Below are 25028 nucleotides of genomic sequence, written 5' to 3' on the forward strand. Positions count from 1 at the left end.
CCGACCGAGCAGGCTGGGCGGGGTGCGGAGAGATCGATGAGCGCAGCGAAGACCGAGCGTCTGGGGCCCACGCGGGCCGAGGTGCTGCACCACCTGCGCACGCGCGCGTCCGCGCAGGGCGTCGAGGCGGTGGCGTTGGCGCTCGGGCTGCACCCCAACACCACCCGGTTTCACCTGGGCGCTCTCACCGAGGCGGGCCTGGTCGTCCGCGAGGTCGAGAACCGCCGCCGGCCGGGGCGTCCGCGCATGCTGTTCCGGGCCGTCCCCGGCCTGGGTGGTGACCACTACGAAGCGCTGGCCGAGGTGCTGGTGCGGCACTTCGCCAGCGGCTTGGACGACCGGGCCGAGCGGGCCGAGAACGCGGGCCTGGCCTGGGGCGAGCGGCTGCGCGAGCAGCGCGACCCGCAGTCGTCCGACCAGCCGGTGGAACGGTTGGTGAACGCGATGGACGCCCTCGGCTACCAACCGCAGCGCGACCAGTCCGACGACGCCACGGTCGTACTGCGGCCCTGCCCTTTTCTGAACCTGGCCGGCGACGACCCCGACGTGATCTGCCGGTTGCACGTGGGCCTGGCCAATGGGCTGCTCGGCCCCGACCAGCCCTGGCGGGTCACCGACATCGAGCCGTTCGCGACGCCCACCACGTGCGTGCTGCGGCTGCAGCACCTGGCCGCGGCTGAACCGTCTGCGGCGAGCGATCACGTGGCCTGAGCCGACCCCACCGGCGCCTCGCCGAGCCGGCACGACGTGACCCAGAACGGTGTAGCCCGTCGGGCACCTCGCGAGAACCATGGTGCCGAGAACCGCCACCATGCAGGAGGCCGCATGCCGACCAGCCGACCCACCCTGGACGCCCTCAACATCGATCTGGTGCCGCCGGGCGGTGACTACGACCCGAGGTCGAGCGGCTTCTGGGCCTGGGGGCGCGCACGCTCGAGCACGACTGGGGCAAGTTGAACTGGACCGTCATGCTCGACCGGGCAACAACGAGTTCTGCCTCTTGAAGCCGACGAACTGAGCTTTCGCAGGTTCCCGCAGCATGGGCGAGGGCGGGCGCCTGGACGCACCGCTACCGCCATCCGCCATCCTCGCGGCGCCCGGGTGGGTCCGGTCGTGGTCCCGGCCCCTGGCCGGGACCACGACTGCGTGCTGCTCGCAGGACTGCTGGCGTAGGTGCGTGGCGGGCGGGGCGTGGCGCTTGGCGCACGCGTGCGATGGTCAACGGTGCAGTCGAGCGAGCAGTCACCCATCGGATCGTTGTCGTGCTGTCTGGCTGGCACCCCCTTTCGTGTCGTGGGCATCGTGGTTGCCGTACTCCTCGTTGATGATGGCCTCGAAGGCGTGCCCGAGCAGTGTTGGATCGCTGCTCATGATGGTCAGGAACTGCTCACGAACTGAGCCCCACGGATCCCCGGTTGCGTGTGCGGTGCGCATGATCGCCTACCGTTCAGGCGCTGATGGCCTGCCGCTGATGTTCATCGTGCGCGATGGCGATTCGGCGCGGCTTGGCCTTCTCGGCGACCGGGATTCGAAGGCTCAGAACACCGGCGTCGTAGCTGGCGTCGATCTTCTCGGTGTCGAGGTTCTCGCCCAGGATCAACTGCCGGCTGAAGACTCCTCGCGGTTGCTCGGCTGCGATCAGTTCCACGTCGTTGTCGCGGGCGGGCCGTTCAGCCTTGACGGTGACCACATTGCGCTCGACATCGAGTTCGATCGAGTCCGGCGAGACGCCGGGCAGGTCAAACTGCACATGGAACATATCGCCGCTTCGCCACGCGTCCATCGGCATCACCGAGGGCCTGGCGGAAGTGCCGTTGGTACCGAGCATCTGTTGGGTCAGTCGGTCCAGTTCACGGAACGGATCAGTGCGCATCAGCATCGTTGGTCAACCTTCCTTTCGTGTGTCGGATGCCTGCCGCCGCAGCATCTGATCTGTGGCGGGCGCTATAGATTTTTTATAGCACGCGTGACATGCTAAGGCAAGAGGGTGAACGATCGATCGAAGGGCCTTTCCGCATGTCGCTGGCAGAACCTGGCCGCGCCTCGGGGGTGTACGGCATCTCGGTGGCCGCTGAACTGGTGGGCACGGGCGTCCAGAACCTGCGCGCCTACGAGGCCCGCGGTCTACTCACCCCCGTGCGTACCGCCGGCGGCACGCGCCGCTACAGCCCCGACGACCTCGATCGTTTGCGCCGCATCGGCGACCTTCTGGACGCCGGCCTCAACCTCGCCGGAATCGCGATGGTCATGCAACTCCAAGACGAGAACCAACTACTGCGCGAACAGCCCACCCGACCGCCAGCACCCCCGCCCCGGTCCACCGAATCAACACACACTGATGGGTGAGGGGACTTCACGATCTGCTGGCTACCGTTGAGACGTGTCCCAGGGCGATCGTCGCGGACTCGTCGGCGCTGAACTGGACGAGGCGGAGTCGCTGGTCGGCCGCACCCCGCTGATGCCGCTGCGGCGACTGCCGAACCGTCCCGATATCAAGGTGTGGGGCAAGCTCGAGTCGTTCAACCCGGGCGGCAGCGCCAAGGATCGCACCGCGTTGGCCATGCTGCGCCGCGGCTGGGCCGACGGATCGATCGGACCCGATTCGACCATCGTCGAGTCGTCGTCGGGCAATCTGGGCGTGGCCCTGGCGCGCTGGTGCAGCCGGCTGCAGTTGCCCTTCCACTGCGTGCTCGACAGCAGGGCGAACGTGGCCACGGTCGCGCTGATCGGCGCCCTCGGCGGCGTCGTCCACCGGGTCGAAAGGGGCGACCCGGCCACCGGTGACCTGCTGGCCGCGCGAATGGCCAGGGTCGAGGAGTTGCTGGCGACGATCGACGGCGCGGTGTGGCTGAACCAGTACGCCAACCCGGCGGCACTCGAGGCGCATTCGCAGGGCACCATGCGCGAGATCGCCGAGGCCCTCGATCATCGGGTCGATTGGCTGTTCGTCGCCGTCAGCACGACCGGCACGCTCGGAGGCTGCCGTCGCTACGTGCAGCAGCACGGCATGAACACCCGTCTGGTCGCGGTGGACGCCGACGGCAGCGTGCTGTTCGGCGGAGACCGGTGCGAGCGGCTGCTGACCGGCTTCGGCGCGGGCGTGGTGTCGCCCCTCGCCGACGGCCTGGTGCCCGACCGGGTGAGCCGAATCTCCGAACTCGACACCGTCGCCGGCTGCCGGCTGTTGGCCAGGAACGAAGCCATTGTCGCCGGCGCCTCGTCGGGCGCGGTGGTGCAGGCCTTCCTGCAGGCGGCCCCCGACTTGGCAGCCGGGGCCAGGGTGGTGCTGGTGCTGCATGACGGTGGCGCGCCCTACCTCGACACCGTGTACAACGACGCCTGGGTCGCCCGCCAACTGGGGGTCGGCGCAGGCGAGCTCGCCCGCCGGCTCGACCTGAACGCGTCCACATGATCAGGGTGGCGATCGTCGGGGCCGGGCCGAAGGGACTCTTCGCCGCCGAGCGGCTGGCCGCGCACCTGACGGTGAGCGACGCCGCGGCGTCCATCACGGTCTTCGATCCGCAACCACCTGGCTGGGGCGCCGGCTACGCTGCCGATCAGCCCGATTGGCTGCGGCTGAACGTCAACGCCGCCATCGTCGACATGGACGGCGGACGCAACACCGGTGTCTCGCTCGGCCTGCCGGACTTCGCCGAGTGGCGCCGAGGCACCGGAGAGACCGAGCCGCTCGACGCGTTCCCACCCCGTGCCACGGTCGGGCACTACCTCGCCCACTGTTGGGGCCAGCTTCTCGACCGGGTGCCGGCGCGGGTGCGGCTACGCCACGTCGCCCGACGGGTCGACCGGCTCGACGCGATCGGCGACGGCTGGCTGATCGACCACGAGTACTACGACGAGGTGCTGATGTGCACCGGCCATGCCCAGGACTGGCCGGGCGCCCTGCGGCACGGCTGGGCCGGCCCGGCCCCGCTGGTGCCGCAGGTCTATCCCGTGCGCACATGGCTGACGTCGGCGGCGGTGCCGGCCGGTTGCACGGTGGTGTGCCGCGGCGCTGCGCTGACCTTCATCGACGCCTGCCTCAGCCTCACCGAGGGCCGGGACGGTCGATTCGACCGCAACGGTTACCACCGCAGCGGTGCCGAGCCGAGCCGGATCGTGCCGGTCGCGCGGCGCGGCGGCTTCATGGAAGTCAAGCCGCAACCGGACGGCCCGCTGGCTGCGCTACCGCTGGAGCAGTTCCGCCGACGCGGCCTGGCCAGGTGCGCTGAAGCGGGCGGCCAGGTCGACGTGGTGCTGGCCGCGGTGTGGCAGACCGCCGGCGACTACCTGTGCGTGGCCGCGGGGGGCGCGGTCAGCGTTCCCCCGGTGGGTGTGGTCCCACCGCCGGACGACGACCCGGTGACCGCTTTGCGCCGGTCGCTTCGGGTCGCGATGGGTGAGTGCCGACCCGGCCTCGCGTGGGCGCTGGGGCAGGCCTGGCGCGACCTGTACTCCGGCGTGGTGCGGGCGCTCGGTCACCAGCAGGTGACGCAATCCGCCTGGTCGTCGTTCGCGTCCGCCGCCGCGGCACTCGAGCCGATCGCGTTCGGGCCACCTCCGGTGAACGCCGCCAAGCTGCTGGCATTGTGCGACGCGGGGCTGGTGGATGCGAGTTTCCTGGCCGGACGCTGGAGCGATGCACTGCACGATGCGGACGTCGTGATCGACTGCGTCCTGCCTCCGCCGGGGTTGGTCGAGGGCGAGTTGGCGGCGGATCTGATGGAACGCGGCCTGGTGGCCAAAGCCGCGGGGCGTCGCGGCGTGTCGGTGGCACCGGACGCGACCTGTCTGACCTCCGACGGCACCCCGATCGGCGGACTGGCGGCGCTCGGCCGGCTCACCGAGGACGTGGTGATCGGCAACGACACGCTCTCGCGCACACTGCATCCATCCGCCGCGCGTTGGGCGCAACGAATCGCCGCCCGCTGCGCCAGCGTCGCGGTCGGGGTCGGGCGATGACCGATCTGCGGGCCGGCGTGCAGGGACGTCCGCCGCTGGACGGTCGGCTCGAGCCTTGGATGTCGGAGCTGCTGGCCGACGCCGGCGGCTGCGCGGCACTCGTGGATCGGTTCGGCTCACCCGTCAACCTGATCCACCCGGCCACCATGGGGCGCAACGCGAAGCAACTTGTGGAGGCGGGCCGGCGTGCGGGGGTCGAGATCGGCCTGTTCTTCGCCCGCAAGGCGAACAAGGCCCTCACCCTGGTCGACGAGATCGTCCGGCTCGGGCACGGCGTCGACGTGGCCGGCGAAGCCGAGTTGCAGCAGACGCTGCAGCGCGGCGTCCCGGGTCGGCGGATCATTCTGACCGCGGCGATCAAACCCGAGCGGCTGCTTCGGCTGGCGGTGGCGTCCGGGGTGACCATCTCGCTCGACTCTGCCCCCGAGGCGGCCGCCGTGGCCGCGTTGGCGGCCGAAGTCGGAACGATCGCTCAGGTTGCCCCACGGCTGGCCCCCGACACCGGCCACGGACTGCCGCCCACGAGGTTCGGGGCGCCGTCCGCTGCCTGGTCCGAGGTACTCGCGCCCGGCCTCGGCTTGGCGGTGGCCGGGGTGCACTTCCACCTGCATGGCTACCGCGCAGCAGACCGGGCCGCGATGCTGGCTGAGGCGATCGGGTTGGTCGGCAGGCTGCGCGAGCAGGGGCATCGTCCTGAATTCGTCGACATCGGCGGCGGCGTTCCGATCAGGTACCTCGATGACGGCGAACAGTGGCGGGCCTTCTGGGCCGCCCATGGCGCGAGCGCGACCCGGGGCGATGAACAGATCACCTGGAAGAACGCTGAGCTGCGCTCGGTGTACCCGTTCTACCAGCAACCCGTCCGCGGTGACTGGCTGAGTGAACTGTTGGCGGCCCCGCTCGGTTCGGGCACGGTGGCCACCGCGCTGCAGGCCGCCGGCCTGCGGCTGCACCTGGAGCCTGGACGGGCGCTGGTGGACGGCTGTGGGCTGACCCTGGCCCGGGTGTCGTTCGTCAAGCGACGCAGTGACGGCGTCGGCCTCGTCGGTGTGGAGATGAACCGCACGCAGTGCCGATCGACGTCGGACGACTTTCTGGTCGACCCGATACTCGTCCGCTCCACACCGAGTGGCCCGCCCTGGGACGGCTTCCTGGTGGGCGCCTACTGCATCGAGGACGAACTCATCCTGCTGCGCCGCATGCATTTTCCGCACGGGGTGGCGCCTGGCGACCTGATCGGGCTGGTGAACACCGGCGGGTACCTGATGCACATTCTGGAGAGCGCATCGCATCAGATTCCCCTGGCTCGCAACGTCGTCTGCGAGCGTGGCGGGTACGAGCCCGACCCGATCGACCACTGGACGAGCGATTCGGGGTCGGCGGTCCGGCCGAGTCCGACTGTGCAACACCCACATACTTCGTCGTCGTCTTGAACTGCGTGACGAGGTTGTCGACCTGCATCGCGGGCGTCACTGACTGACTGCTTCTCTTCGGCGTTCAGTCGACGATGGTCACCGTGCCGCGAGTGCCGTCCACCCGGACGCGCTGGCCGTCGACCAATCGGGCGGTGATCCGGTCGAGGGCGACGACGGCGGGAACGCCGTACTCCCGGGCGACGATCGCGGCGTGGGAGGCGGGGCTGCCGATCTGGGTGACCACGGCGCCGGCGATCTGGAACAGCGGCGTCCAGGACGCCGAGGTGCTCACAGCCACCAGCACGTCGCCCCCGGCCAGGTGCCCGAACTCTGCCGGGGAGGTGACGATCGAGCGGTGCCCACGTACGTGCCGCGACTGGCCGGGACGCCGGTGAGGGTCGCCGCACCGTCAGGTGAGACCCGCTCGTCTTCTTCTGGTGATGGCACGGCACCGATCGCCACCGGCCAGGGCACACCTTCTCGGTAGGCCGTCTCCAGCCGCGCGAACGCCGTCCGCCGGCGAGCGATGGTGGCGCCGAGGTCGCTCGGATCGTTCACAAGGGCCAGTTCGTCCAGGAATAGCAGGAACACGTCGTCGGCCCGTTCGAGGACCGATCGGTCGACCAGGGCCGCGCCCAGCCTGAGCGCGATCATCCGCAGCACCGCGGTCGACCAGGAACGCGCTCTCCTCACGAATGAGGATGCCGGCACGGACGCGGCCCACCGCGCTCTGCAGCCGGCGCAACTCGCGGGCGGTCAGCCTCGCCTCGGCTTCGGCGCGGGCGGCGGCGTAGGCCGACTCCTGCCGGGTCGACTCGATCTCTGCGTCGACGAAGGCGTCGTCTCGTACCAGCGATTCGAGAAGTGAACGGACGGGGCCCGGATCCGAGCTCTTCAGGTACGCGGCGTACGCGGCGGTGGTGACGACGAAACCCGACGGGATCGGGAAGCCGGCCCCGATCCGCTCGCCGAGACTGGCCGCCTTGCCGCCCGCGTCGGGGGTGGACGACGGTCGAGGGCCGCGAGGTCGCGGATGAAGCTCGACCTGGTCGTCCTCCGAAGTTCGCTGACAAGTCTGAGGGGCGAAACGCCTACCCATCGTCAACGGCGCGGCAACAGGATGTGAACCGGCTCGATCAGGCTGGCGTGGACCCCGCCTCTTACTGCGCACTTCGGCTCTGATCAAAGCGCGCTCTGACGATCCTCGGGCCCAGTCGGCGCGCAATTTGCGCCGTCGGTAGTCTCAGCGTGGCGCTGACGATGGAGCCATCAGGCGGTGTGCTCATTGCCGAGTTAACTACACCTTACGGTGCGCGAGAGAGGAGTTGAACCTCCACGTCCTTTCGGACACACGGACCTGAACCGTGCGCGTCTGCCATTCCGCCACTCGCGCGTATCGCCTCACGGCGACCCGGAAGAGATTAGCACAGCGCAGAGGGTGCCCATGCGCCGAAGGGTGGGATGCCTCACCCCCTGAGTCTTCCGGTTCGGCGTCACCGATGCCGGTATCGATCCGTAGTGCAGCCTTGGTGAACTGATGCCGTGTCATAACGTGGCAGGTGAGACGTGACCCGGCAGCGGGCACTGATGCCGGCATCGGTGCGCGCCCCCGCCCGTGCCGCCACCCTCAACTTCTCGTCCAGCACCCGCAACTCCACCTCAACACCACCGACCGCCGAACGCCTGCCTCAGGGGCGTTCCACTACTCTGGGGCGCATGGGAGTCTTCGATCGCGTCGAGAAAAAACTGGAGGGCGCCGTCAACGGCGTCTTCGCGCGCGCGTTCAAGGGCGACGTCCAGCCCGTCGAGATCACCGCGCGCCTGCAGCGCGAACTCGACACGGAGGCCAAGCTGCTCAACCGTGAGCGCAAGCTGGTGCCGAACGACTTCACCGTGCAGCTCTCGAAGCACGACCACGACCGGCTGGCGCCCTACTCGAAGATGCTCAACTCAGAGGTCATCCCCCAGTTGCGCGACTACGCCGCCGACAAGGGCTACATCTTCAACGGCCCGGTCACCATCGACTACGAGTTGGACGACAGCCTGCCCACCGGACGCTTCACGGTCACCAGTGCCGCCGTCGCCGGGGTGGACGGCTCGGACGCCTCGTCCAGCCAGATCCGCCGCGCCAACCTGGTGATCGAGGTGAACGGCGTGCGGCACCCGCTGAACCCGCCGGGCGTGGTGCTCGGCCGCGGCACCGAGGCCGACCTGCGCATCAACGACCCGGGCATCTCGCGCCGGCACGCCCGCATCGACGTGCAGGGGGCCGACGGCGAGCAGCAGATCACCATCGAAGACCTCGGGTCCACCAACGGCATCGTGATCAACGGCCAACGGGTGCGGCACGCCACCCTCAGTGCGGGCAGCCGCTTCGAGATCGGCTCCACCCGCATCTCGATCACCTCGCCGGGCTCTGATGTCTGACCTCGTCGTCCTCGCCCTGAAGCTGCTGTTCCTGGCGCTGCTGTGGCTGTTCGTGCTCTTCGTGGGCAACGTGATTCGCACCGACATGTTCGGCCGCAAGCTGGCCACGAACGAGGTCGGCGAGCTGCAGCCCGTCGCCGAACTGCGCAAGCAGAAGAAGCCGCGCGGCCGCGCGGCGAAGTCGCTGCCCAACCAATTGCGGGTCAGCAAGGGCAAACAAGAGGGACTCACGCTGCCGCTCGGTGACGGCATCAAGATCGGACGCGCCGCCGACTGCCAGTTGGTGCTCGACGACGACTACGTGTCGACCCGGCACGCCCAGATCGTGCGCACCGACGACGGCTACATGGTCGAAGACCTCGGTTCGACCAACGGCACCTACGTGAACAACGAGCGGGTGACGTCCGCCACCCCCTTCACCACCGCCGACACGCTGCGCATCGGGCGCACCCTGATGGTGGTGGAGTCGTAGTCATGGCGCTCACCCTGGCCTACGTGGCCCGCTCAGAGGTCGGCCTGGTGCGAAAGAACAATCAGGATTCGGCCTACGCCTCGCCCACCATGCTGATGGTGGCCGACGGCATGGGCGGCGCGGCGGCCGGCGACCTGGCCTCGGCGGTGGCGATCAACGAACTGCGCCAGACCGACGCCGACCTCGCCGGCAAAGACATGCTCGAGGTGGCGAAGGGCGCCATCGCCCGGGCCAACGACCACATTCGCGACCTGGTGTCGCTCGACCCGTCCCTGGACGGCATGGGCACCACCGTCTGCGGCCTGCTGTTCGATGGCGAACGGCTGGCGGTGGCCAACATCGGCGACTCGCGTGCCTACCGGCTGCGCGACGGCCAGTTCGAACGCATCACCCGCGACCACTCGTGGGTGCAGACCCTGGTCGACGACGGACGCATCACCGAGGCCGAGGCGCTCGTGCACCCGCACCGCTCGCTGATCCTGAAGGTGCTCAACGGCCAGCCCACGCACACCCCCGACCTCGAGATGGCCGACGTGCAGGCCGGCGACCGCTACCTGATCTGTTCGGACGGCCTGTGCGGCATGGTCACCGACGCCGCGATCGGCGAGGTGATCGGCGGCGACGACCCCGAGCAGGTGGTCGACAGCCTGGTCAAGATCGCCTACGCCGAGGGCGGCCTCGACAACATCACGATCATTCTGGCCGACGTGGTCGACGACGGCCCGGCCGGCGAAACCATGGTGCTCGGTGCCGCCGCCGAGATCGACCTCGACGTCGCCGCCGACGACATCGACGACACCCGGCAGATCCCCACCGGCCCACGGCCCGACCCGGGCGCCCGTGAGAAGGCCGAACTGGCCCGCTACCAGCCCACCACCAAGGGCCGCGGCGGTGCTTGGGTGAAGGTGATTCTGGGCATCGTGCTGCCTGTGCTGGTGATCGGCGGCGGGCTGTTCGGCTGGTACGGCTACGTGCAGACCAAGTACTACGTGGGCGCCAACGACGATCTGGTGACGGTGTTTCGCGGCCTGCCCGACACCGTGCTGGGGGTGCGGCTGAGCACGCCCATCGAGGTGCACAACACCAAGGTGAGCGACCTGCCGCTGTTCTACCAAGACAAGGTGCGCTCGGCGATCGTGGTGCCCGACCTGCAGGCCGCGGCCACCACCACCGAAGAGCTGCGGGTGCTGGCTCAGCGGTGCATCGCCCAGCGCGAGGCCAGGGCTACCGCCACCGCGGCGCCCACCCCGTCCGATTCGGCCAGCCCGTCACCCTCGACGAGCGCGACCGCCACGGGCAAGGCCGGCCCCACCCCGTCAACCAGCCCTTCGCCCACGGTCAGCCCCACCCCGTCCGTAACGCCCAGCGCCGACACCCCCCAGGCGCCCGAGGACTGTTGACCATGGGCGAGGTCGTCGTCTTCCGCAAGCGGCGCGGGGTCGAACTGGTGATGCTCATACTCGCTATGGGCCTGGGCGTCGGCGCCTTCGTGCTGACCAACCTGAACCTCTACGAGGCCCTGCCCGACCGGTGGTGGTGGGGCGTGGGCGCGTACGTCGCGATCGGGCTGGCCGCCCACCTGGTGATTCGCTGGCGCACCCCGTACGCCGACCCCCTGCTGTTTCCGCTGGTGTACCTGCTGAACGGCCTGGGCCTGGCCATGATCTACCGGCTCGATCAGGCCTCGAGCCCGGTGATGCACTCGGCCGAGCTGCAACTCACCTGGACGGCTATCGCGGTTGCGGTTTTCGTGCTGGTGCTGGTGCTGTTGCGCGACCACGCGGTGCTGCAACGGTTCCCCTACCTCACGTTTCTGGCCGGCATGATCGTGCTGCTGATGCCGCTGCTGCCCGTGATCGGTTTCGAGAACCACGGCGCCCGCATCTGGATCAAGATCGGCCCCTACAGCTTTCAGCCCGCAGAACTGGCCAAGATCGTGTTGACGGTCGCGTTCGCGTCGTACCTGGTCGAGAAGAAGGACGTGCTCGCGCTGGCCGGGGCGCGCTTCGCCGGCATCGACCTGCCCCGAGCGCGTGACCTCGGGCCGATCATCATCATGTGGCTCACCAGCCTGGCGGTGTTGATCTACCAGAAGGACCTGGGCACGTCGCTGCTGTTCTTCGGGTTGTTCGTGATGATGCTCTACGTGGCCACCGAGCGGCCGAGTTGGCCGATTCTGGGCACCCTGCTGTTCGGCATCGGCGCCTTTCTGGGCTGGCGATTCTACGGCCACGTGCAGACCCGGGTGAACGCGTGGCTCGACCCCTTCAGCGACTGGGACCAGAACTACCAGATCATTCAGGGCCAGTTCGGTATGGCGTGGGGCGGACTGTTCGGCACCGGCTGGGGCCTGGGCCGGCCCAACCTGACCCCGCTGGCGAAGAACGACTTCATCGCCGCCGCGCTGGGCGAAGAGATCGGGGTGGCGGGGTTGATGGCCATCATCGTGCTGTACGGGGTGATCGCCATGCGCGGCCTGCGCGCCGCCCTGACCGCCCGCGACCCGTTCAGCAAGCTGCTGGCCGCCGGTCTGTCTTTCGTGTTCGCGCTGCAGGTGCTCGCCATCATCGGCGGCGTCACCCGGCTGCTGCCGCTCACCGGCCTGACGACTCCGTTCGTCAGTCAGGGCGGCTCGTCGCTGGTGGCCAACTACGCCATGATGGCGCTGCTCATCGTCGTCACCCACCGGGTGCGCATGCCGCAGGCCCAGACCAATGAGCCGCTGCAGTCGCTCGCCCACGACACCACGCAGGTGATCGCCGTGCCCTCGCGTCCGGACGCCGCCGCGACCGACCCGCGTACGGCGCTAACCCCGTCCCAGTCTCCCAGCAGCGCGGACGAGCCCACGCAGGCAGTGCCGGTCGGTGCCGACCCGTCCGGCACCGGCGACGAGCTCACCCAGGCCCTGCCCACCGGCTCACCCGACGCCGAACCCACCCAGGCGATCCCGTCGGGCACCGCCCAGACGTGGAATCCCGACGACACCAACCCGCAGGGGAGGCTGCCGTGAACCGTCCGATCCGCCGGGTCGCCCTGGTGGCGATGCTGATGACCATGGCGCTGCTGATCAATGTGTGCGTCAGTTATCTGGCGCGCCAGGATTCGCTGAACGCCAACCCGCAGAACCGCCGGGTGACCGACGCCGCCTTCGCGCAAGACCGCGGCGCGATTCTGGTGGGCAACACCGCGATCGCCGAGACCGTGGCCAGCAAAGACCAGTACAAGTTTCAGCGGCGCTACCCCCAGGGCGAGCTGTACGCGTCGGTGACCGGCTTCTTCAGCTACAACTACGGCAGCTCAGAGCTCGAGCGCAGCTACACCTCGCAGTTGTCGGGAAGCGACGACTCGCAGTTCGTCAACCGGCTGATCGACCTGGCCACCGGCGCCAAGCCGCGCGGCGCCAGTGTGCAGACCACGCTCAACGCCAAGGCGCAGAAGGCCGCCTCGGACGCGCTGGGCTCGCTGAAAGGTGCGGTGGTGGCGCTCGACCCCAGCACGGGTGCGATTCTTGCGCTGGTCACCTCGCCGACCTTCGACCCCAACGATCTGGCCACCCACAAGCTGTCGGACGCCACGGCTGCCTGGAAAGACCTCAACGGTGACAAGGCCAAGCCGATGTCGAACCGCGCGGTGCGCGAGATCTTTCCCCCGGGTTCGACCTTCAAGCTGGTCGTGTCGGCCGCCGCGCTCGATGCCGGCTACGAGCCCGACAGCGTGCTCAACACCTCCTCGTACAAGCTGCCCGGCACCAACACCACCATCAGCACCACCTGTGGCGACAGCCAGACGCTGAAGCGGGCGCTCGAACTGAGCTGCAACTCGGCCTTCGCCCGGCTGGGCGTCAAGCTGGGTTCGGACGCCCTGCGCGAGCAGGCCGAGAAGTTCGGCTTCGGCGTCAAGCCGCTCTCAGACATTCCGTCGGTGGCCAGCAAGTTCCCCGACGAGATCGACGAGCCGCAGACCGGCCTGGCCGCGATCGGTGGTTTCGAGGTGGCCGCCACGCCGCTGCAGATGGCCATGGTGGCGGCCGGCATTCGCAACGACGGCATCGTGATGCAGCCCTACCTGGTCGATTCGGTGCGCTCGGCCGATCTGCAACTGCTCAGCCAGACCCGTCCGTCGCAGCTCAGCCTGGCCACCAGTTCGGCCAATGCGGCCAAGCTACGCCAGATGATGGTCGGCGTGGTCGAGAGCGGCACCGGCTGGCGGGCGAAGATCTCGGGGGTCACGGTGGGTGGCAAGACCGGCACCGCGAACTCCGACAACGTGCGCACCCCCTACGCCTGGTTCACCGCCTGGGCAGACGACCCCGACGTGGCGGTGTGCGTGTTCGTGCAGGACGCCGAGATGGAGGCCACCGACGTGGCCGGCGGACGGGTGGCGGCACCCATCGCCAAGGCCGTGATCGAGGCCCTGCGATGACCGCGACTGGTGCCGGTCGGCCACAATGGACCCCGACCGACGAGAAGAGGACGCACTGATGGCCGACGAACCGAGGGTGCTCGGGGGGCGCTACGAACTGGGCAGCCCGCTGGGCCGTGGCGGCATGGCCGAGGTGCGCCGCGCCCGCGATACCCGGCTGGGCCGGCAGGTGGCGGTCAAGCTGCTGCGCGTCGACCTGGCCGGCGACCCCATCTTTCAGGCCCGGTTCCGGCGCGAGGCGCAGGCCTCGGCGGGGCTGAACCACCCCAACATCGTCGCCGTCTACGACACCGGCGAAGAGAAGGACGAGGCGTCGGGCGTCTCGATTCCCTACATCGTGATGGAGCTGGTCGAAGGGCACACGCTGCGCGAACTGCTGCGCGACGGCCGCAAGATTCTGCCCGACCGGGCGCTGGAGTTCACCGCCGGGGTGCTGGACGCCCTGGCCTATTCGCACCGGGCCGGCATCGTGCACCGCGACATCAAACCCGCCAACGTGATGCTCACCAGCAGCGGCCGGGTGAAGGTGATGGACTTCGGCATCGCCCGTGCCGTGGCCGACACCTCGGCCACCATGACGCAGACCGCGGCCGTGATCGGCACCGCGCAGTACCTGTCGCCCGAGCAGGCTCGCGGCGAGACCGTCGACTCGCGCAGCGACATCTATTCCGCGGGCTGCCTGCTGTACGAACTGCTGGTCGGCCAGCCGCCGTTCCGTGGCGATTCGCCGGTGTCGGTGGCCTACCAGCACGTGCGCGAACAACCCGTGCCGCCGAGCGAGCTCGACCCGCTGGTGACGGCGAGCATGGACGCCATCGTGCTCAAGGCGTTGGCCAAGAGCCCCGCCGACCGTTACCAGACGGCGTCCGAGATGCGTGACGACATCAACCGGCTGCTGAACGGGCACGCGGTGAAGGCGGTGGCGCCCACGGTTCCCCTGGCGGTGCCGGTGGGTGCTGGCGAGGCCACCCGGGTGCTGCCCACCGCAGACCTCGACGCGTCGCCGACCAGCGCGGGTACGGCGTCCGACACCCAGACGATTCCGCAGCGGGCCGTCGAAGAGCCGCGGCGCAAGGGCGCGTGGATCTGGGGTGTCGTGGCGTTTCTGCTGGTGCTGGGCATCGGCTACGGCGCGTTCTTGTTCTTCAACCCCGACGCCCGCACCGAGACGGTCGCCGTGCCTGCGGTCACCGACCAGCGCAGCGAGGCCGCCCAGCAGACGCTGCTCGAGAACAAGTTGCAGGTGGTGGTGAAAGAGGTGGTGGGCGCCGATGACGACACCGTCGGACGGGTGATCGGTCAGGATCCGCCGGCCGGGGTCAAGGTGCCGGTGAACTCGACGGTGACCATTCAGGTGAACGTCGGGCCCAAGAAGGCCACGATTCCCAACGATCTGGTCGGCAAATCACTCACCGACGCCACCAAGGCGCTGAAGGATCTCGACTTCTCGAACGTGAAAACCAAGGTCGACACCACCAGCACGGCGAAGGCGAACACGGTGTTGAGCGTCGACCCGTCCGGTGGTGCGACGGTCGCCCTCGACACCCCGATCACCATCACCTACGCCCCGGGTACCGGCACGGTGCCGAACTTCTTCGGCCTCGACAAGGCTGCCGCACAGGCGCAGGCCGACCGCATGGGCTTCTCGGTGACGTTCAGCGAAGAAGAGAGCTCGGCGCAGCCCGAGGGTTTCGTGTTCTCGCAAGACCCTGCGGTGGGCACCGAGATCAAGCGCAGCCAGAAGATCAAGCTGGTGCTGGCCAAGGCGCCCGCCTCGCCGTCACCCAGCGCGTCGGCGTCGCCCAGCCCGAGCGAGACGGGTTAACGCACCGCCATCAGGGGCGTGAGCCCCACCGCGCGCGCCGGGGCGTCCGGGTCGCCGCAGACGGCCAGCCAGTTGGCGAGCATCTGGTAGCCGCCCTCGGTGAGCACCGACTCGGGGTGAAACTGCACCGACTCCACGGGCAGCGACCGGTGCCGCACGGCCATGATCACGCCCGATTCGGTTTGGGCGGTCACCTCGAGGTCGGCGGGAACCGTGGCCGGGTCGAGCGCCAGCGAGTGGTAGCGCGTGGTGGTGATCGGGCTGGGCAGGCCGGCGAACACGCCGGTGCCGTCATGGAACACCGCCGACGTCTTGCCGTGCAGCAGTTCGGGCGCTCGGTTCACCACGCCCCCGTAGGCCACCGCGATCGACTGCAGCCCCAGGCAGACCCCGAAGATCGGCACCCGGCCGCCGTGGCTCTTCACCACGTCGATGCACACCCCCGCCGACTCGGGTGTGCCCGGGCCGGGTGAGATCAGCACCCCGTCGTAGGCCTCCGCCCAATCGGCGTCGGCGAACCGGGGGTCGTCGTTGCGCCAGACGTCCACCTCGGCACCCAGTTGCGCCAGGTACTGCACCAGGTTGTAGACGAACGAGTCGTAGTTGTCGATCACCAGAATGCGGGCCATGCGTCACATTGTCGCGCACCCGTTCACATCAATCACCTCGCCGCTTCTGGTGGGACCTGACAGCGCAAACCGCCCGAGATCCCGCCGGTGAGGCTGACCCGGGGCGGGACAGGGCGAACCCCACTATGCGCAACTGAACGCAAGCAAGGGATCCCGGCCTTCGCCGGAATGACCGATGGCGGATGATGGGATGAGTCAGCCGATCCGCCTGGCCTCGATGTCGAGGCTGCCGCGGTAGGCGGGCAGGGTCACCTCCGCCTCGCGGCGCTGGCTGAAGCCCAGGCCGTAGGCGTCCACGTACTGCCGGTAGATCGTCACCGCCGCCGAGTCGGCCAGTGCCTGCTCGAGCCGGGCCTGGTCGCCGATCGCCACGATCTCGTACGGCGGCGCGTACGGCACGCCGTGCAGCACCACCGAGTTGCCGACGCACTTCACGCCGGTGCGCGAAGTGACCCGCTGGCTTTGAATGGTCATGGCCTCTGCGCCGCCGGTCCACAGCGCGTTCACCACGGCCTGAATGTCTTGCTGATGCACCACCAGCAACTCGGGGCTCACGCCGGCCGGACGCACCCCCGCCGGTGCGTCGTCGAGCGTCACCACGACGGCCGGGCCACGCACCGGCGTCTGGCCGGCGATCACCGCCGCATCGGTCATGGTCTGCTCCGAAATGCTGCCGGCGTCGGTCTTGGCCAGGCCGTCGACGTCCTTGCGCAACTCGGCCACCTTCTGGGCCAGTTCGGCGTTGCGCTTCGACTCGGCGGCCACCAGGCCGGCCAGGTCGGTGTTGCGGTTGGGCCTCAGGTCGGCGCCGCCGGCGTTGATGGCGCTGGTGGCGATCATGAAGCCGGCGAACAGGCACACCGCGATGCTGAGCAGCCGTCGTCCGACCCTGACGTCGGACGAGCGTGAGGCGGCACGACGCAGGCGCGCCCAGGCCCGCACCCACCGTCGCTTCACACCGACGAGTGTAGGCAGCCAGCCCGGTAGAGTATGGCTCATGCCCGAGTCCAAAGCGCGCAAGCAGGCCGTCGACAAGAAGAAGCAGGCCACCGCCACCGCGGCCGCCGAGAAGCGCGCCGACCGCAAGCGGCACGTCGCCGCGCCGGGCAGCCGACGCTGGGTTCCGCCGACGTTCATCACCGTCGGCCTGCTGGGCGTGATGTGGCTGGTGGTCTACTACATCGCCGGGCACCTGATTCCGTTCATGAGCGACCTGGGCGGCTGGAACGTGTTGATCGGCATGGGCTGCATGGCCGCCGCGTTCGCCATCGCCACGCTCTGGAAGTAGCTCTCGAGCAAACCCGAGCAACAATGCGCAGGATCGTGGGCCGATGTTGGGCCACGATCCTTCACTTTGTTCTCGACCGGGTGACCACAGCAGCTGCCTTCGGTGAGACTCCACCCAACTAGCTCGCCGACACTCCCCCCGTCGAACCGAACCTGTCGGGCGCGGCACCTACGGTGTTCTCGTGACTTCTGCTCGACCCCGACGATCGGCACGTGCCGCGCGGCTGCGCCTGGCCGCGCGTGCGGCGCTCGCCATCACCCTCTCGGTGTCTTTGACGGCCTGCGCCGGCAGCGACACCATCGTGACGGGCAGCCGTCCGACCCCCGGCCAGCCGCCCGGCACCGCACTCACCAAGCGGGCAGCGCTGGCGCTCACCGACATTCCCGGTTACCAGCCGCCGGAGGCGCTGGGCAACGCAACGTTCGGGCGTGCGTTGTTGGGTGCCAACGGTGACATCACGTGGTCGGTGTACGACCAGAACAACCAACCGCTCGAACGTTACGACCCCAAAGAGCAGGTCGCGTGGGGGTCGGGCAGCGAGTACACCGACGTTCCGGGCGTGCTGACCTTTCGCGGCAACAACGCCCGCTCGGCCCCCAGCTACGGCACGGCGCAGATCACCGACAAGAAGCTCACCATCGCCTGGACCCACGACATCGGCGCGGTCAGCGCCGACGGTTCGTACTTTCCCGGGGCGGGCTGGACCGGCCAGCCCCTGCTGGTGAAGTGGCCCACCGACACCAAGCAGGCCATGAAGCTGCCGGCCGCCGCGGTGGCCGACGCCAACTTCGTCGAGGTGATCTACCCGGTGTTCGACGGCAGTGTCTACCGGCTGAGCCTGGCCGACGGGTCGGTCACCAGGCCGAAGATCGAGGGCAAGTGGGGCTTCAAGGGCACCGGCTCGATCGACCCGCGCGGTTACCCGCTGCTGTACGCCGGCCAGGGGCTGAACGAGAACGGCAACGACAAGGGGCCCTGGAACTACCACATCTTCGACCTGATTCAGAACAAAGAGGTGGCCACGATCAGCGGCACCGACGAGGTGTCGCACCGGCAGGATCCGGTCGGCTGGGGAGCCTTCGACTCATCGGCGCTGGTCGACCGGGCGTCCGACACCCTGGTCGAGCCGGGCGAGAACGGCATCGTCTACAAGGCCAAGTTGAACGCGAAGTTCGACGCCAAGGCGGGCACGGTGTCGGTGAAGCCCGCGTTGACCAAGATGACCTACCGCACGCCGATCAGCCGGCAGTACGGCATCGAGAGCTCGGCGGCTGCCTGGAAGAACCTGATGTGGGCCACCGACAACGACGGCAACATGATCTGCTGGGACGCCCGCACGCTCGAAATCGTCTGGGCGCGGGCGCTGGGCGACAACTCCGACTCGACGCCGGTGCTCGACGACTCCACCGGGCACCCGTACCTGTACACCGGCAACTCGGTGGGCTGGCGCGGCGCCGAACGCAAAGACCAGGTGGCCAACCTGCGCAAGATCGACGGCCTGACCGGCGAGGTGGTGTGGCAGTACGACCTGCCCGCCTACTACGACTTTCACGTCAAGGGCGGGCTGCTGTCGACGCCGCTGCTGGGCCAGGGCGAGGTGAGCGACCTGGTGTTCTTCAACGTGGGCAAGACCACGGCGCCGTCCGAGGGCACGATGGTGGCGCTCGACCGGCGCACGGGGCAGGTGGCGTGGTCGCGCAACCTGTCGCACTACTCGTGGAGTTCGCCGGTGCTGATTCACGGCGCCGACGGTCACGAGTACGGCGTGTTCGGCGACTCGGCCGGGCTGCTGCATCTGTTCGACCCCACCACCGGACGCGACTACACCTCGATCTCGCTCGGGGCCAACGTCGAGGCGTCGGTGGCGGTGTACGACAACATGATCGTCGTGGCCAGCTACGACCAGAAGATCTTCGGCATCAAGGTCAGTTGAGGTGAGCGTCATGGCTGTTGCTGTTGCGTGTCTGCTGGGCCTGGCGGTCACCACCGGGGTGCTGATCTGGTCGAAGCGGCGAGCCACGCCGCTGGTGGCCTCAGGTTTCGCGGTGCTGCTCGGCTCGGCCGCCGGTGGCCTCGCCCTGTGGGCGCTCGGCGGCGCCACGACCCTGGTGATGATCGTGTTGCCGGGCGCCCTGGCGCTCGGCCTGGTCGAGGCGGTGTTGGCGGCACGGTCGGTGCACTGGCTGCTGCGACTGGTCGTTCAGGGCGTGCTGATTCTGGGCGTGCTGGTGGTGGAATGGCGACGCGGCGACCTGTTCGCGTCGGCGGCTGCGATGGCGGCCGTCATCGGCGTGCTCGGCTTCAACGTGATCGTCTTCGGGGTGGGCGCCGCGCAGCTTTCGGACGCCCCGCGCGTACCGGCCCTGCTCGGCCTGCTGGGCTCGGCGTACCTGGTGCTGGTGGCGCTGGGCCTGCCCAACCCCGGCCTGGGCGGGCTGGCGCTGCTGGTGGCGGCGGTGACCGTGCCGCTGGTGGTGCTCACGCCACCGGCGAGTGGGTTCGATCGTGCGCTGGGCCCGATGCTGGGCGGGCTCGGGCTGGCCCTGGCCTTTCTGGCCTGGCTCGGCAACGCGTCACCGGCCATGGTGATCGCCCCCGTGCTGCCAGTCGTGGTCGACGTGATCTACACCCTGATCGTTCGGCTATCGACCCGTGAGTCGCGGTCGGCGTTGTCTGGGCATGGGTGGTGGAAGGCGATCGACGCGTGGGCGAGCCCGGGCGACGATCTGGTGGCGCAGCGGGCGTACGCGTCGTCGAAGTCGGTGGGGCTGGTGTGGTTCGGGGTCGTCACCGTGGTTGTGGTGGCGCTCAGCCTGGCGACCTGGTGGGTCGGAGTGCCATGGCTGGTAGCCCTCCTGCTGCTGCTGGTGCCGGCGTTGGGCTGGCTGGTGCTGCAGGCGCCGTGGTTCTCGGCCTCGCAACGCAATCTGTTGGTCGGGCTCGGCCTGGTCACCGCGGTGGGTCTTCTCGGTTCTGTGCTGGCCTGGCGTCAAGACGGCCGCTTGGCCATGCTGATTCTGCCGCTCTCTCTGGCGGCGGTGGTGTGGGCGACCGCCCTGCTGGTCAACCGCAACACGCTGCTACCGGCGAAGGCCACCGCCTGACGCACGGCGCCTGCCGACGCACGAGTGGAGCCGTCCCGGCAGGCGCTTCCGGCGTCGTCCTCCCCCGTCATCCCGGCGAAGGCCGGGATCTCTCGACCGCACCAGACCCGCCTCGTCCCCGACCGAGATTCCGGCTTCCGCCGGAATGACGAAACACCGGTCAGCTGTGCGGCTTGAGCAGCGGGAACAGGATCGTTTCGCGAATGCCGGCGCCGGTGAACAGCATGATCGTGCGGTCGATGCCCAGACCCATGCCGCCCATCGGCGGGGCGCCGAACTCGAGTGCGCGCAGAAAGTCCTCGTCCAACTGCATGGCTTCGAGATCACCGGCCGCGGCCTTCAGCGACTGGGCCACCAGCACGTCGCGCTGAATCACCGGATCGATCAGCTCAGAGAACCCGGTGCCGCGCTCGACGCCGCCGATGATCAAGTCCCAGGCCTCGACCAGCCGCGCATCGCCGGGGTTGTTGCGGGCCAGCGGCTGGGCGATCGCAGGGTAGCCGTTCACGAAGGTGGGCTGCACCAGGGTGGGTTCGACGATCTCGCCGAACAGTTCCAGCACCAACTTCTGGTCGATCCAGGCCGGGTCGTACTCGACGCCCCGGGCGTCCGCGATGGTGCGCAGCCGCTCCACCGACGTGTCGGGGGTGATTTCTTCGCCCAGGGCCTCCGACAGGCCGGGGTACACCGACACCCAGGCCCAGTCGCCGGTCAGCTGCACCTCGCCGGCTGGGGTGTCGACGGATTCGACGCCCAGGGCGTCCGCCGCGTTGACGATCAGGTCGCGCGTCATCGTCGCGATGGTGAACTGGTCGCCCCACGACTGGTACGCCTCGAGCATGGTGAACTCGGCCGAGTGCGAGCTGTCGATGCCCTCGTTGCGAAAGATGCGACCCATCTCGTACACCCGGTCGACGCCGCCCACGATGGCGCGCTTGAGGTACAGCTCGATGGCGATGCGCAGCGTCATCGGAATGTCGAACGCGTTCAGATGAGTGCGAAACGGACGGGCCGCGGCACCGCCGTGCACCAACTGCAGAATCGGGGTTTCGACCTCTAGGTAGCCCTGATCGTGGAGTGTTTCGCGAATCGAGCGGACGATGGTGGCCCGGGTGCGCACCATGTCACGCGCCTCGGGCCTGGCGACCAGGTCGGCGTACCGCTGGCGCACCCGGGTTTCTTCGCCCAGGTCTTTGTGCAGCGTGGGCAGAGGCCGCAGCGCCTTGGACGCCAGTTGCCATTCCGTTGCCAGCACCGACAGCTCACCGCGCCGAGACGAGATCACCTTGCCCTTGACGAACACGAAGTCGCCGAGGTCGACATCGGCCTTCCAGTCGGCCAGTCGCTGCTCGCCCACCTCTGCCAGCGAGATCATCACCTGCAGCCGGGTGCCCGAATCGTCGCGGGTGAAGCCGTCCTGCAAGGTGGCGAAGCAGAGCTTGCCGGTGTTGCGAATGAACACCACCCGGCCGCTGACGCCCACCACCTCGTCGGTTTCATCGCCGGCCACCAAGTGGCCCCACTGGGCGTGCACCTGGGCGGCCGAGTGGGTGCGGTCGACGCTGATCGGGTACGGATCGTTGCCGGCCGCCAGCAGCCGGGCGCGCTTGTCGCGACGCACCTGCAACTGCTCGGGCAGGGACGAGTCTTCGGTCGGCGTGGTCACCGGTGGATTCTAGCGGCGGCATAAGGACCGTCCCGACCATGGCTGGGCCGGGCAGGGACGCGATCTCGTGCTGCCGATGCCGCAGAGATCCCGGCGTTCGCCGGGATGACGGGGCTGAGCCGGCGTGACGGATGGGCTGAGCCGGCGTGACGGGTGGGCTGAGCCGGGATGACGGGACGGCTGAGCCGCGATGACGCGGCTGAGCCGGGCGGACTATGCGTCGGGCCGCACCGAGCCGACCTGTTCGCTGCGGCTGAATCTCCACACCACACTCGGCGCCAGCGCGTCGAGCAGCGCCCGGTCGTGGGTGACGATGAACAGTGTGCCGTCGAAGGCCAGCAAGGCTTCTTGCAGTTGATCGATGGCCGCGGCGTCGAGGTGGTTGGTGGGTTCGTCCAGCACCAGCACGTTGACCGCTCGCCCCTGCAGCACCGCCAGCGCCGCGCGCGTGCGTTCGCCCAGCGACAGGCTGTCGCACGCTCGGGCGATGTGGTCGGGGCCGAGCCCGAACTTCGCCAACAGGGTGCGGACGGCCCCGGCGTCCGTCTCGCTCAGTGACGCAGCCACTTCGTCGACCAGGGAACGTTCGCCGGCAATGCCCGCGCGCGCCTGATCGAGAACACCCAACTGCACGCGGGTGCCCCACGAGATGCGTCCCGACGCCACCGGACGCTCGCCCAACAACGCCTGCAGCAGCGTGGTCTTGCCGCTGCCGTTGGCACCCACCAGCGCCACCCGGTCGCCGCGCAGCACCTGCGCCGTCAAAGGCCCAATGGTGAAGTCACCATTGCGGGCAATCACCGAATCGAGGGTGGTCACCACCTCGGCCGACGGCGGCGCGGATCTGATCGCGAACTGCAACTGCCACTCTTTGCGCGGCTGCTCGACCTCGTCGAGCCGCTCGACCGCGTCACGCACCCGGGCGGCCCGCTGGTCCATGCGACGCGCCCGGTCTTCGCGGTACTTCTTCTCAAGCTTCATGCCCGGCCCGAGCTTCGCCGCCTTGGCCCGGCCCTTGCCGGCCCACTCCGTCTTGCGCCGGGCCTGCTCGATCAGGGCGGTGCGCTGGTCTGTGTAGTCGCCGTAGGCCTTTTCGGCCTGCTGCCGGGCCGCCGTCTTCGCGGCGCGGTAGTCGCTCCACCCGCCGGCGTAGTGGTTCACCTGCTGCTGCGCCTCGTCGAGTTCGAGTACCGACGTGGCCACCGCGTCGAGAAACGCCCGGTCGTGTGAGGCGATGAGCACGGGTGCGTTCACCTCGGCGACGAAACCGGTCAGCGCCGCCAGCCCGTCGGCGTCGAGGTTGTTGGTGGGTTCGTCGAGCAGCAACACGTCGTAGCGACTCACCAGAATGGACGCCAGCGCGGCCCGCGCCGCCTGCCCGCCCGACAGCGAACCGAGTGGACGGTCGAGGGCCACGTCGAGTTCGAGCCCGGCCACCACCTGCGCGAGCCGTGTCTCGAGGTCGGCCCCGCCGAGGGCCAGCCAGCGGGCCAGCGTCTGGTCGTAGCGCTCGTCGGCCGCGCCGTCCGCCCCGGCCAATGCCTCAGCCGCGTGCTCGAAGGCGCGCTGGGCCTCGGCCACCCCCGTGCGCCGGGCGGCGTACTGCAGAATCGACTCCGCAGCCGAAGGCACCGCCTGGGGCAGGTAGCCCACGGTGGCGTCGGGCGGTGCGAACCGCACACTGCCTGCGTCCGGCTGATGAACGCCCGCCACGATGCGCAGCAGGGTGGTCTTGCCGGCACCGTTGGGGCCGACCAGGGCGGTGACGTCGCCGGCGGCGAGCACCAGGTCGAGCCCGGCGAACAGCGGACGGGCACCGAACGATGCGGCGACGCCGCTGAGATGTAGGGATGCGTGCATGACGAAGACCTCGATCGCTGAGTTGAAGCAGGGCGAGAGGTCAGATCCACATGGCGTCCAGGGTGCTCGATCGGGGCGGGGCGAGTCAAACGGCTCCATCCCGACGGGTATCGCTGACGGTACTGGCGAACGACGGGGTCGACCGCGAAACTGCTCCCATGGATCTGCCGGCGGGGTTGCTGCGTCGACGCCCGGACGGCTGGGCGCGAAAGAGCTGACGGTGGGCGATCCACTGGCCGATGAGCAGCGGCTGACGCCGCCCACCGCGTCATGGCCCGACGGCACGCGGGTGTGGCTGATCGACCCCTCACTGGTGCACAACGACACCCTGGCTCGCGGCGTGGGTTGGCTCGACGCCGACGAGGGCGCGCGGGCCGCACGCTTCGTGCGCGACGACGATCGACGGCTGTTTCAGGTGGCACATCTGGCCTGCCGCGTGATCGTCGGGGCGGCGCTCGACCGCCGACCGGCCGAGGTCGCCTGGCACCGGGCACCGTGCCCGGCTTGCGGGGGCCCGCACGGACGGCCCGTCGTCGTGGGCGGCGGCGTCGAGTTCTCTGTGTCGCACACCCGCGGCCTGGTGGCGATCGCTCTGGCTGCGCAGCCGGTGGGTGTCGACGTCGAGGGCGATCCGAGTGATGCGTGGCCCGACCTGGTCGGCTGGCTGCACCCGAACGAGCAGCGCGAGGTCGCGGCCGCCACCGACCCGGCGGTCGCGTTCGGCCGCGCGTGGACCAGGCACGAGGCCCACCTGAAGGCGCTCGGCATCGGGCTGGGCCGCGAGCCGTCCCTCGACCACCTGGGCGCCGGCCAGCAACCGGTCGGCAGCCCGGCAGGGTTCGCGCTGCGAGACCTGCCCACACCGGCCGGGTTCCACGGCGCGGTGGTCACCCGGCGAGATCCCGGCGTTCGCCCGGACGGGTAGTCGGGGTGTGTGCCCTCGGCCACAAGAACGCTGCCC

24 protein-coding genes and 1 tRNA gene are annotated in these 25028 nt (G+C 69.3%); 16 read left to right on the forward strand and 9 right to left on the reverse strand.

Annotation, left to right across the window (positions count from 1 at the left end):
• The first annotated feature begins 36 nt into the window (after window positions 1–36).
• Entirely contained in the window at window positions 37–711 is a 675-nt protein-coding gene (locus MPLG2_RS12300) for a helix-turn-helix transcriptional regulator (protein WP_105186387.1), read from the forward strand.
• A 114-nt stretch (window positions 712–825) separates the two neighbouring features.
• Window positions 826–957, forward strand: a complete 132-nt coding sequence (locus MPLG2_RS19675) for a hypothetical protein (RefSeq protein WP_269459146.1) — start codon at window positions 826–828, stop codon at window positions 955–957.
• Window positions 958–1242: 285 nt separating this feature from the next.
• On the opposite strand, the gene MPLG2_RS12305 is transcribed toward MPLG2_RS19675, so the two are convergent.
• Both MPLG2_RS12305 and MPLG2_RS12310 read right to left on the reverse strand, forming a co-directional pair.
• Window positions 1243–1434 (reverse strand): hypothetical protein, encoded by a 192-nt coding sequence (locus tag MPLG2_RS12305; protein WP_105186388.1) that lies wholly within the window; start codon window positions 1432–1434, stop codon window positions 1243–1245.
• A 13-nt stretch (window positions 1435–1447) separates the two neighbouring features.
• Window positions 1448–1879: an Hsp20/alpha crystallin family protein gene (locus MPLG2_RS12310; RefSeq protein ID WP_105186389.1), complete on the reverse strand. Its 432-nt coding sequence runs from the start codon at window positions 1877–1879 to the stop codon at window positions 1448–1450.
• 137 nt (window positions 1880–2016) lie between these two features.
• Here MPLG2_RS12310 and MPLG2_RS12315 point away from each other — a divergent pair, with 137 nt between their 5' ends.
• Genes MPLG2_RS12315 through MPLG2_RS12330 form a run of 4 tightly spaced genes read left to right on the forward strand, consistent with a single transcriptional unit; the run spans window position 2017 to window position 6392 of the window.
• Window positions 2017–2346, forward strand: coding sequence for a MerR family transcriptional regulator (locus MPLG2_RS12315; RefSeq protein WP_105186390.1), 330 nt, complete (start codon window positions 2017–2019; stop codon window positions 2344–2346).
• Between the two features lie 34 nt (window positions 2347–2380).
• On the forward strand, window positions 2381–3412 hold the full coding sequence (gene sbnA, locus MPLG2_RS12320) for a 2,3-diaminopropionate biosynthesis protein SbnA (RefSeq protein ID WP_231935644.1): 1032 nt from the start codon (window positions 2381–2383) through the stop codon (window positions 3410–3412).
• Window positions 3409–4959, forward strand: coding sequence for an FAD/NAD(P)-binding protein (locus tag MPLG2_RS12325; RefSeq protein ID WP_105186391.1), 1551 nt, complete (start codon window positions 3409–3411; stop codon window positions 4957–4959). Before sbnA ends, MPLG2_RS12325 begins: the two co-directional genes overlap by 4 nt.
• Window positions 4956–6392, forward strand: a complete 1437-nt coding sequence (locus tag MPLG2_RS12330) for a type III PLP-dependent enzyme domain-containing protein (RefSeq protein WP_105186392.1) — start codon at window positions 4956–4958, stop codon at window positions 6390–6392. The genes MPLG2_RS12325 and MPLG2_RS12330 overlap by 4 nt, the downstream gene beginning before the upstream one ends.
• Window positions 6393–6456: 64 nt before the next feature.
• Here MPLG2_RS12330 and MPLG2_RS12335 read toward each other — a convergent pair whose 3' ends face one another.
• The 3 genes from MPLG2_RS12335 to MPLG2_RS12345 all read right to left on the reverse strand — a co-directional run bounded on the left by MPLG2_RS12335 (window position 6457) and on the right by MPLG2_RS12345 (window position 7767).
• Window positions 6457–6678, reverse strand: coding sequence for a PEP-utilizing enzyme (locus tag MPLG2_RS12335; protein WP_231935645.1), 222 nt, complete (start codon window positions 6676–6678; stop codon window positions 6457–6459).
• Entirely contained in the window at window positions 6663–7028 is a 366-nt protein-coding gene (locus tag MPLG2_RS19465) for a hypothetical protein (RefSeq protein ID WP_231936048.1), read from the reverse strand. The genes MPLG2_RS12335 and MPLG2_RS19465 overlap by 16 nt, the downstream gene beginning before the upstream one ends.
• Before the next feature lie 656 nt (window positions 7029–7684).
• A tRNA-Leu gene (locus tag MPLG2_RS12345) sits at window positions 7685–7767 on the reverse strand.
• Between the two features lie 323 nt (window positions 7768–8090).
• On the opposite strand from MPLG2_RS12345, the gene MPLG2_RS12350 reads away from it, so the two are divergent.
• The 6 genes from MPLG2_RS12350 to pknB are packed head-to-tail and all read left to right on the forward strand — an operon-like array spanning window position 8091 to window position 15520.
• The gene (locus tag MPLG2_RS12350; protein WP_105187651.1) at window positions 8091–8801 is read left to right on the forward strand and encodes an FhaA domain-containing protein; all 711 of its coding nucleotides are present in this window, start codon (window positions 8091–8093) and stop codon (window positions 8799–8801) included.
• On the forward strand, window positions 8794–9273 hold the full coding sequence (locus MPLG2_RS12355) for an FHA domain-containing protein FhaB/FipA (protein ID WP_105186395.1): 480 nt from the start codon (window positions 8794–8796) through the stop codon (window positions 9271–9273). Before MPLG2_RS12350 ends, MPLG2_RS12355 begins: the two co-directional genes overlap by 8 nt.
• Window positions 9274–9275: 2 nt before the next feature.
• A complete protein-coding gene (locus MPLG2_RS12360) occupies window positions 9276–10673 on the forward strand; it encodes a PP2C family protein-serine/threonine phosphatase (protein ID WP_105186396.1) in 1398 nt (465 codons plus the stop codon).
• Window positions 10674–10675: 2 nt separating this feature from the next.
• A complete protein-coding gene (locus MPLG2_RS12365; protein WP_105186397.1) occupies window positions 10676–12283 on the forward strand; it encodes an FtsW/RodA/SpoVE family cell cycle protein in 1608 nt (535 codons plus the stop codon).
• Window positions 12280–13695: a peptidoglycan D,D-transpeptidase FtsI family protein gene (locus tag MPLG2_RS12370; protein ID WP_105186398.1), complete on the forward strand. Its 1416-nt coding sequence runs from the start codon at window positions 12280–12282 to the stop codon at window positions 13693–13695. Before MPLG2_RS12365 ends, MPLG2_RS12370 begins: the two co-directional genes overlap by 4 nt.
• A gap of 58 nt (window positions 13696–13753) precedes the next feature.
• Window positions 13754–15520, forward strand: a complete 1767-nt coding sequence (pknB, locus tag MPLG2_RS12375; RefSeq protein WP_105187652.1) for a Stk1 family PASTA domain-containing Ser/Thr kinase — start codon at window positions 13754–13756, stop codon at window positions 15518–15520.
• On the opposite strand, the gene MPLG2_RS12380 is transcribed toward pknB, so the two are convergent.
• Window positions 15517–16149 (reverse strand): aminodeoxychorismate/anthranilate synthase component II, encoded by a 633-nt coding sequence (locus tag MPLG2_RS12380; protein WP_105186399.1) that lies wholly within the window; start codon window positions 16147–16149, stop codon window positions 15517–15519. The genes pknB and MPLG2_RS12380 overlap by 4 nt on opposite strands.
• A gap of 195 nt (window positions 16150–16344) precedes the next feature.
• Window positions 16345–17106 carry a DUF881 domain-containing protein gene (locus MPLG2_RS12385; RefSeq protein ID WP_231935646.1) on the reverse strand — a complete coding sequence of 254 codons (762 nt, stop codon included), beginning with the start codon at window positions 17104–17106 and terminating at the stop codon, window positions 16345–16347.
• A 40-nt stretch (window positions 17107–17146) separates the two neighbouring features.
• On the opposite strand from MPLG2_RS12385, the gene MPLG2_RS12390 reads away from it, so the two are divergent.
• From MPLG2_RS12390 to MPLG2_RS12400, 3 genes are all read left to right on the forward strand, one after another.
• Window positions 17147–17437 (forward strand): cell division protein CrgA, encoded by a 291-nt coding sequence (locus tag MPLG2_RS12390; RefSeq protein WP_105186401.1) that lies wholly within the window; start codon window positions 17147–17149, stop codon window positions 17435–17437.
• A 181-nt stretch (window positions 17438–17618) separates the two neighbouring features.
• Entirely contained in the window at window positions 17619–19370 is a 1752-nt protein-coding gene (locus MPLG2_RS12395; protein ID WP_105186402.1) for an outer membrane protein assembly factor BamB family protein, read from the forward strand.
• Window positions 19371–19380: 10 nt separating this feature from the next.
• Window positions 19381–20541, forward strand: a complete 1161-nt coding sequence (locus MPLG2_RS12400) for a hypothetical protein (protein ID WP_158681145.1) — start codon at window positions 19381–19383, stop codon at window positions 20539–20541.
• A gap of 160 nt (window positions 20542–20701) precedes the next feature.
• Here MPLG2_RS12400 and lysS read toward each other — a convergent pair whose 3' ends face one another.
• Window positions 20702–22168 (reverse strand): lysine--tRNA ligase, encoded by a 1467-nt coding sequence (lysS, locus tag MPLG2_RS12405; protein WP_197710188.1) that lies wholly within the window; start codon window positions 22166–22168, stop codon window positions 20702–20704.
• 252 nt (window positions 22169–22420) lie between these two features.
• Entirely contained in the window at window positions 22421–24067 is a 1647-nt protein-coding gene (locus MPLG2_RS12410; protein WP_105186405.1) for an ABC-F family ATP-binding cassette domain-containing protein, read from the reverse strand.
• A gap of 220 nt (window positions 24068–24287) precedes the next feature.
• Here MPLG2_RS12410 and MPLG2_RS12415 point away from each other — a divergent pair, with 220 nt between their 5' ends.
• The gene (locus tag MPLG2_RS12415; RefSeq protein ID WP_105186406.1) at window positions 24288–24992 is read left to right on the forward strand and encodes a 4'-phosphopantetheinyl transferase family protein; all 705 of its coding nucleotides are present in this window, start codon (window positions 24288–24290) and stop codon (window positions 24990–24992) included.
• Window positions 24993–25028: the final 36 nt, after the last annotated feature.

Origin of the sequence: Micropruina glycogenica (assembly GCF_900289045.1) — a bacterium.
GTDB classification, from domain to species: Bacteria; Actinomycetota; Actinomycetes; order Propionibacteriales; family Propionibacteriaceae; genus Micropruina; species Micropruina glycogenica.

Bases quoted from the DNA above. Each gene is read 5' to 3' on its own strand.
- MPLG2_RS12300 (WP_105186387.1), top strand. From the start codon at position 37: ATGAGCGCAGCGAAGACCGAGCGTCTGGGGCCCACGCGGGCCGAGGTG.
- MPLG2_RS19675 (WP_269459146.1), top strand. From the start codon at position 826: ATGCCGACCAGCCGACCCACCCTGGACGCCCTCAACATCGATCTGGTG.
- MPLG2_RS12305 (WP_105186388.1), bottom strand. From the start codon at position 1,434: ATGCGCACCGCACACGCAACCGGGGATCCGTGGGGCTCAGTTCGTGAG.
- MPLG2_RS12310 (WP_105186389.1), bottom strand. From the start codon at position 1,879: ATGCTGATGCGCACTGATCCGTTCCGTGAACTGGACCGACTGACCCAA.
- MPLG2_RS12315 (WP_105186390.1), top strand. From the start codon at position 2,017: ATGTCGCTGGCAGAACCTGGCCGCGCCTCGGGGGTGTACGGCATCTCG.
- MPLG2_RS12325 (WP_105186391.1), top strand. From the start codon at position 3,409: ATGATCAGGGTGGCGATCGTCGGGGCCGGGCCGAAGGGACTCTTCGCC.
- MPLG2_RS12330 (WP_105186392.1), top strand. From the start codon at position 4,956: ATGACCGATCTGCGGGCCGGCGTGCAGGGACGTCCGCCGCTGGACGGT.
- MPLG2_RS19465 (WP_231936048.1), bottom strand. From the start codon at position 7,028: ATGATCGCGCTCAGGCTGGGCGCGGCCCTGGTCGACCGATCGGTCCTC.
- MPLG2_RS12350 (WP_105187651.1), top strand. From the start codon at position 8,091: ATGGGAGTCTTCGATCGCGTCGAGAAAAAACTGGAGGGCGCCGTCAAC.
- MPLG2_RS12355 (WP_105186395.1), top strand. From the start codon at position 8,794: ATGTCTGACCTCGTCGTCCTCGCCCTGAAGCTGCTGTTCCTGGCGCTG.
- MPLG2_RS12360 (WP_105186396.1), top strand. From the start codon at position 9,276: ATGGCGCTCACCCTGGCCTACGTGGCCCGCTCAGAGGTCGGCCTGGTG.
- MPLG2_RS12365 (WP_105186397.1), top strand. From the start codon at position 10,676: ATGGGCGAGGTCGTCGTCTTCCGCAAGCGGCGCGGGGTCGAACTGGTG.
- pknB (WP_105187652.1), top strand. From the start codon at position 13,754: ATGGCCGACGAACCGAGGGTGCTCGGGGGGCGCTACGAACTGGGCAGC.
- MPLG2_RS12380 (WP_105186399.1), bottom strand. From the start codon at position 16,149: ATGGCCCGCATTCTGGTGATCGACAACTACGACTCGTTCGTCTACAAC.
- MPLG2_RS12390 (WP_105186401.1), top strand. From the start codon at position 17,147: ATGCCCGAGTCCAAAGCGCGCAAGCAGGCCGTCGACAAGAAGAAGCAG.
- MPLG2_RS12400 (WP_158681145.1), top strand. From the start codon at position 19,381: ATGGCTGTTGCTGTTGCGTGTCTGCTGGGCCTGGCGGTCACCACCGGG.
- MPLG2_RS12410 (WP_105186405.1), bottom strand. From the start codon at position 24,067: ATGCACGCATCCCTACATCTCAGCGGCGTCGCCGCATCGTTCGGTGCC.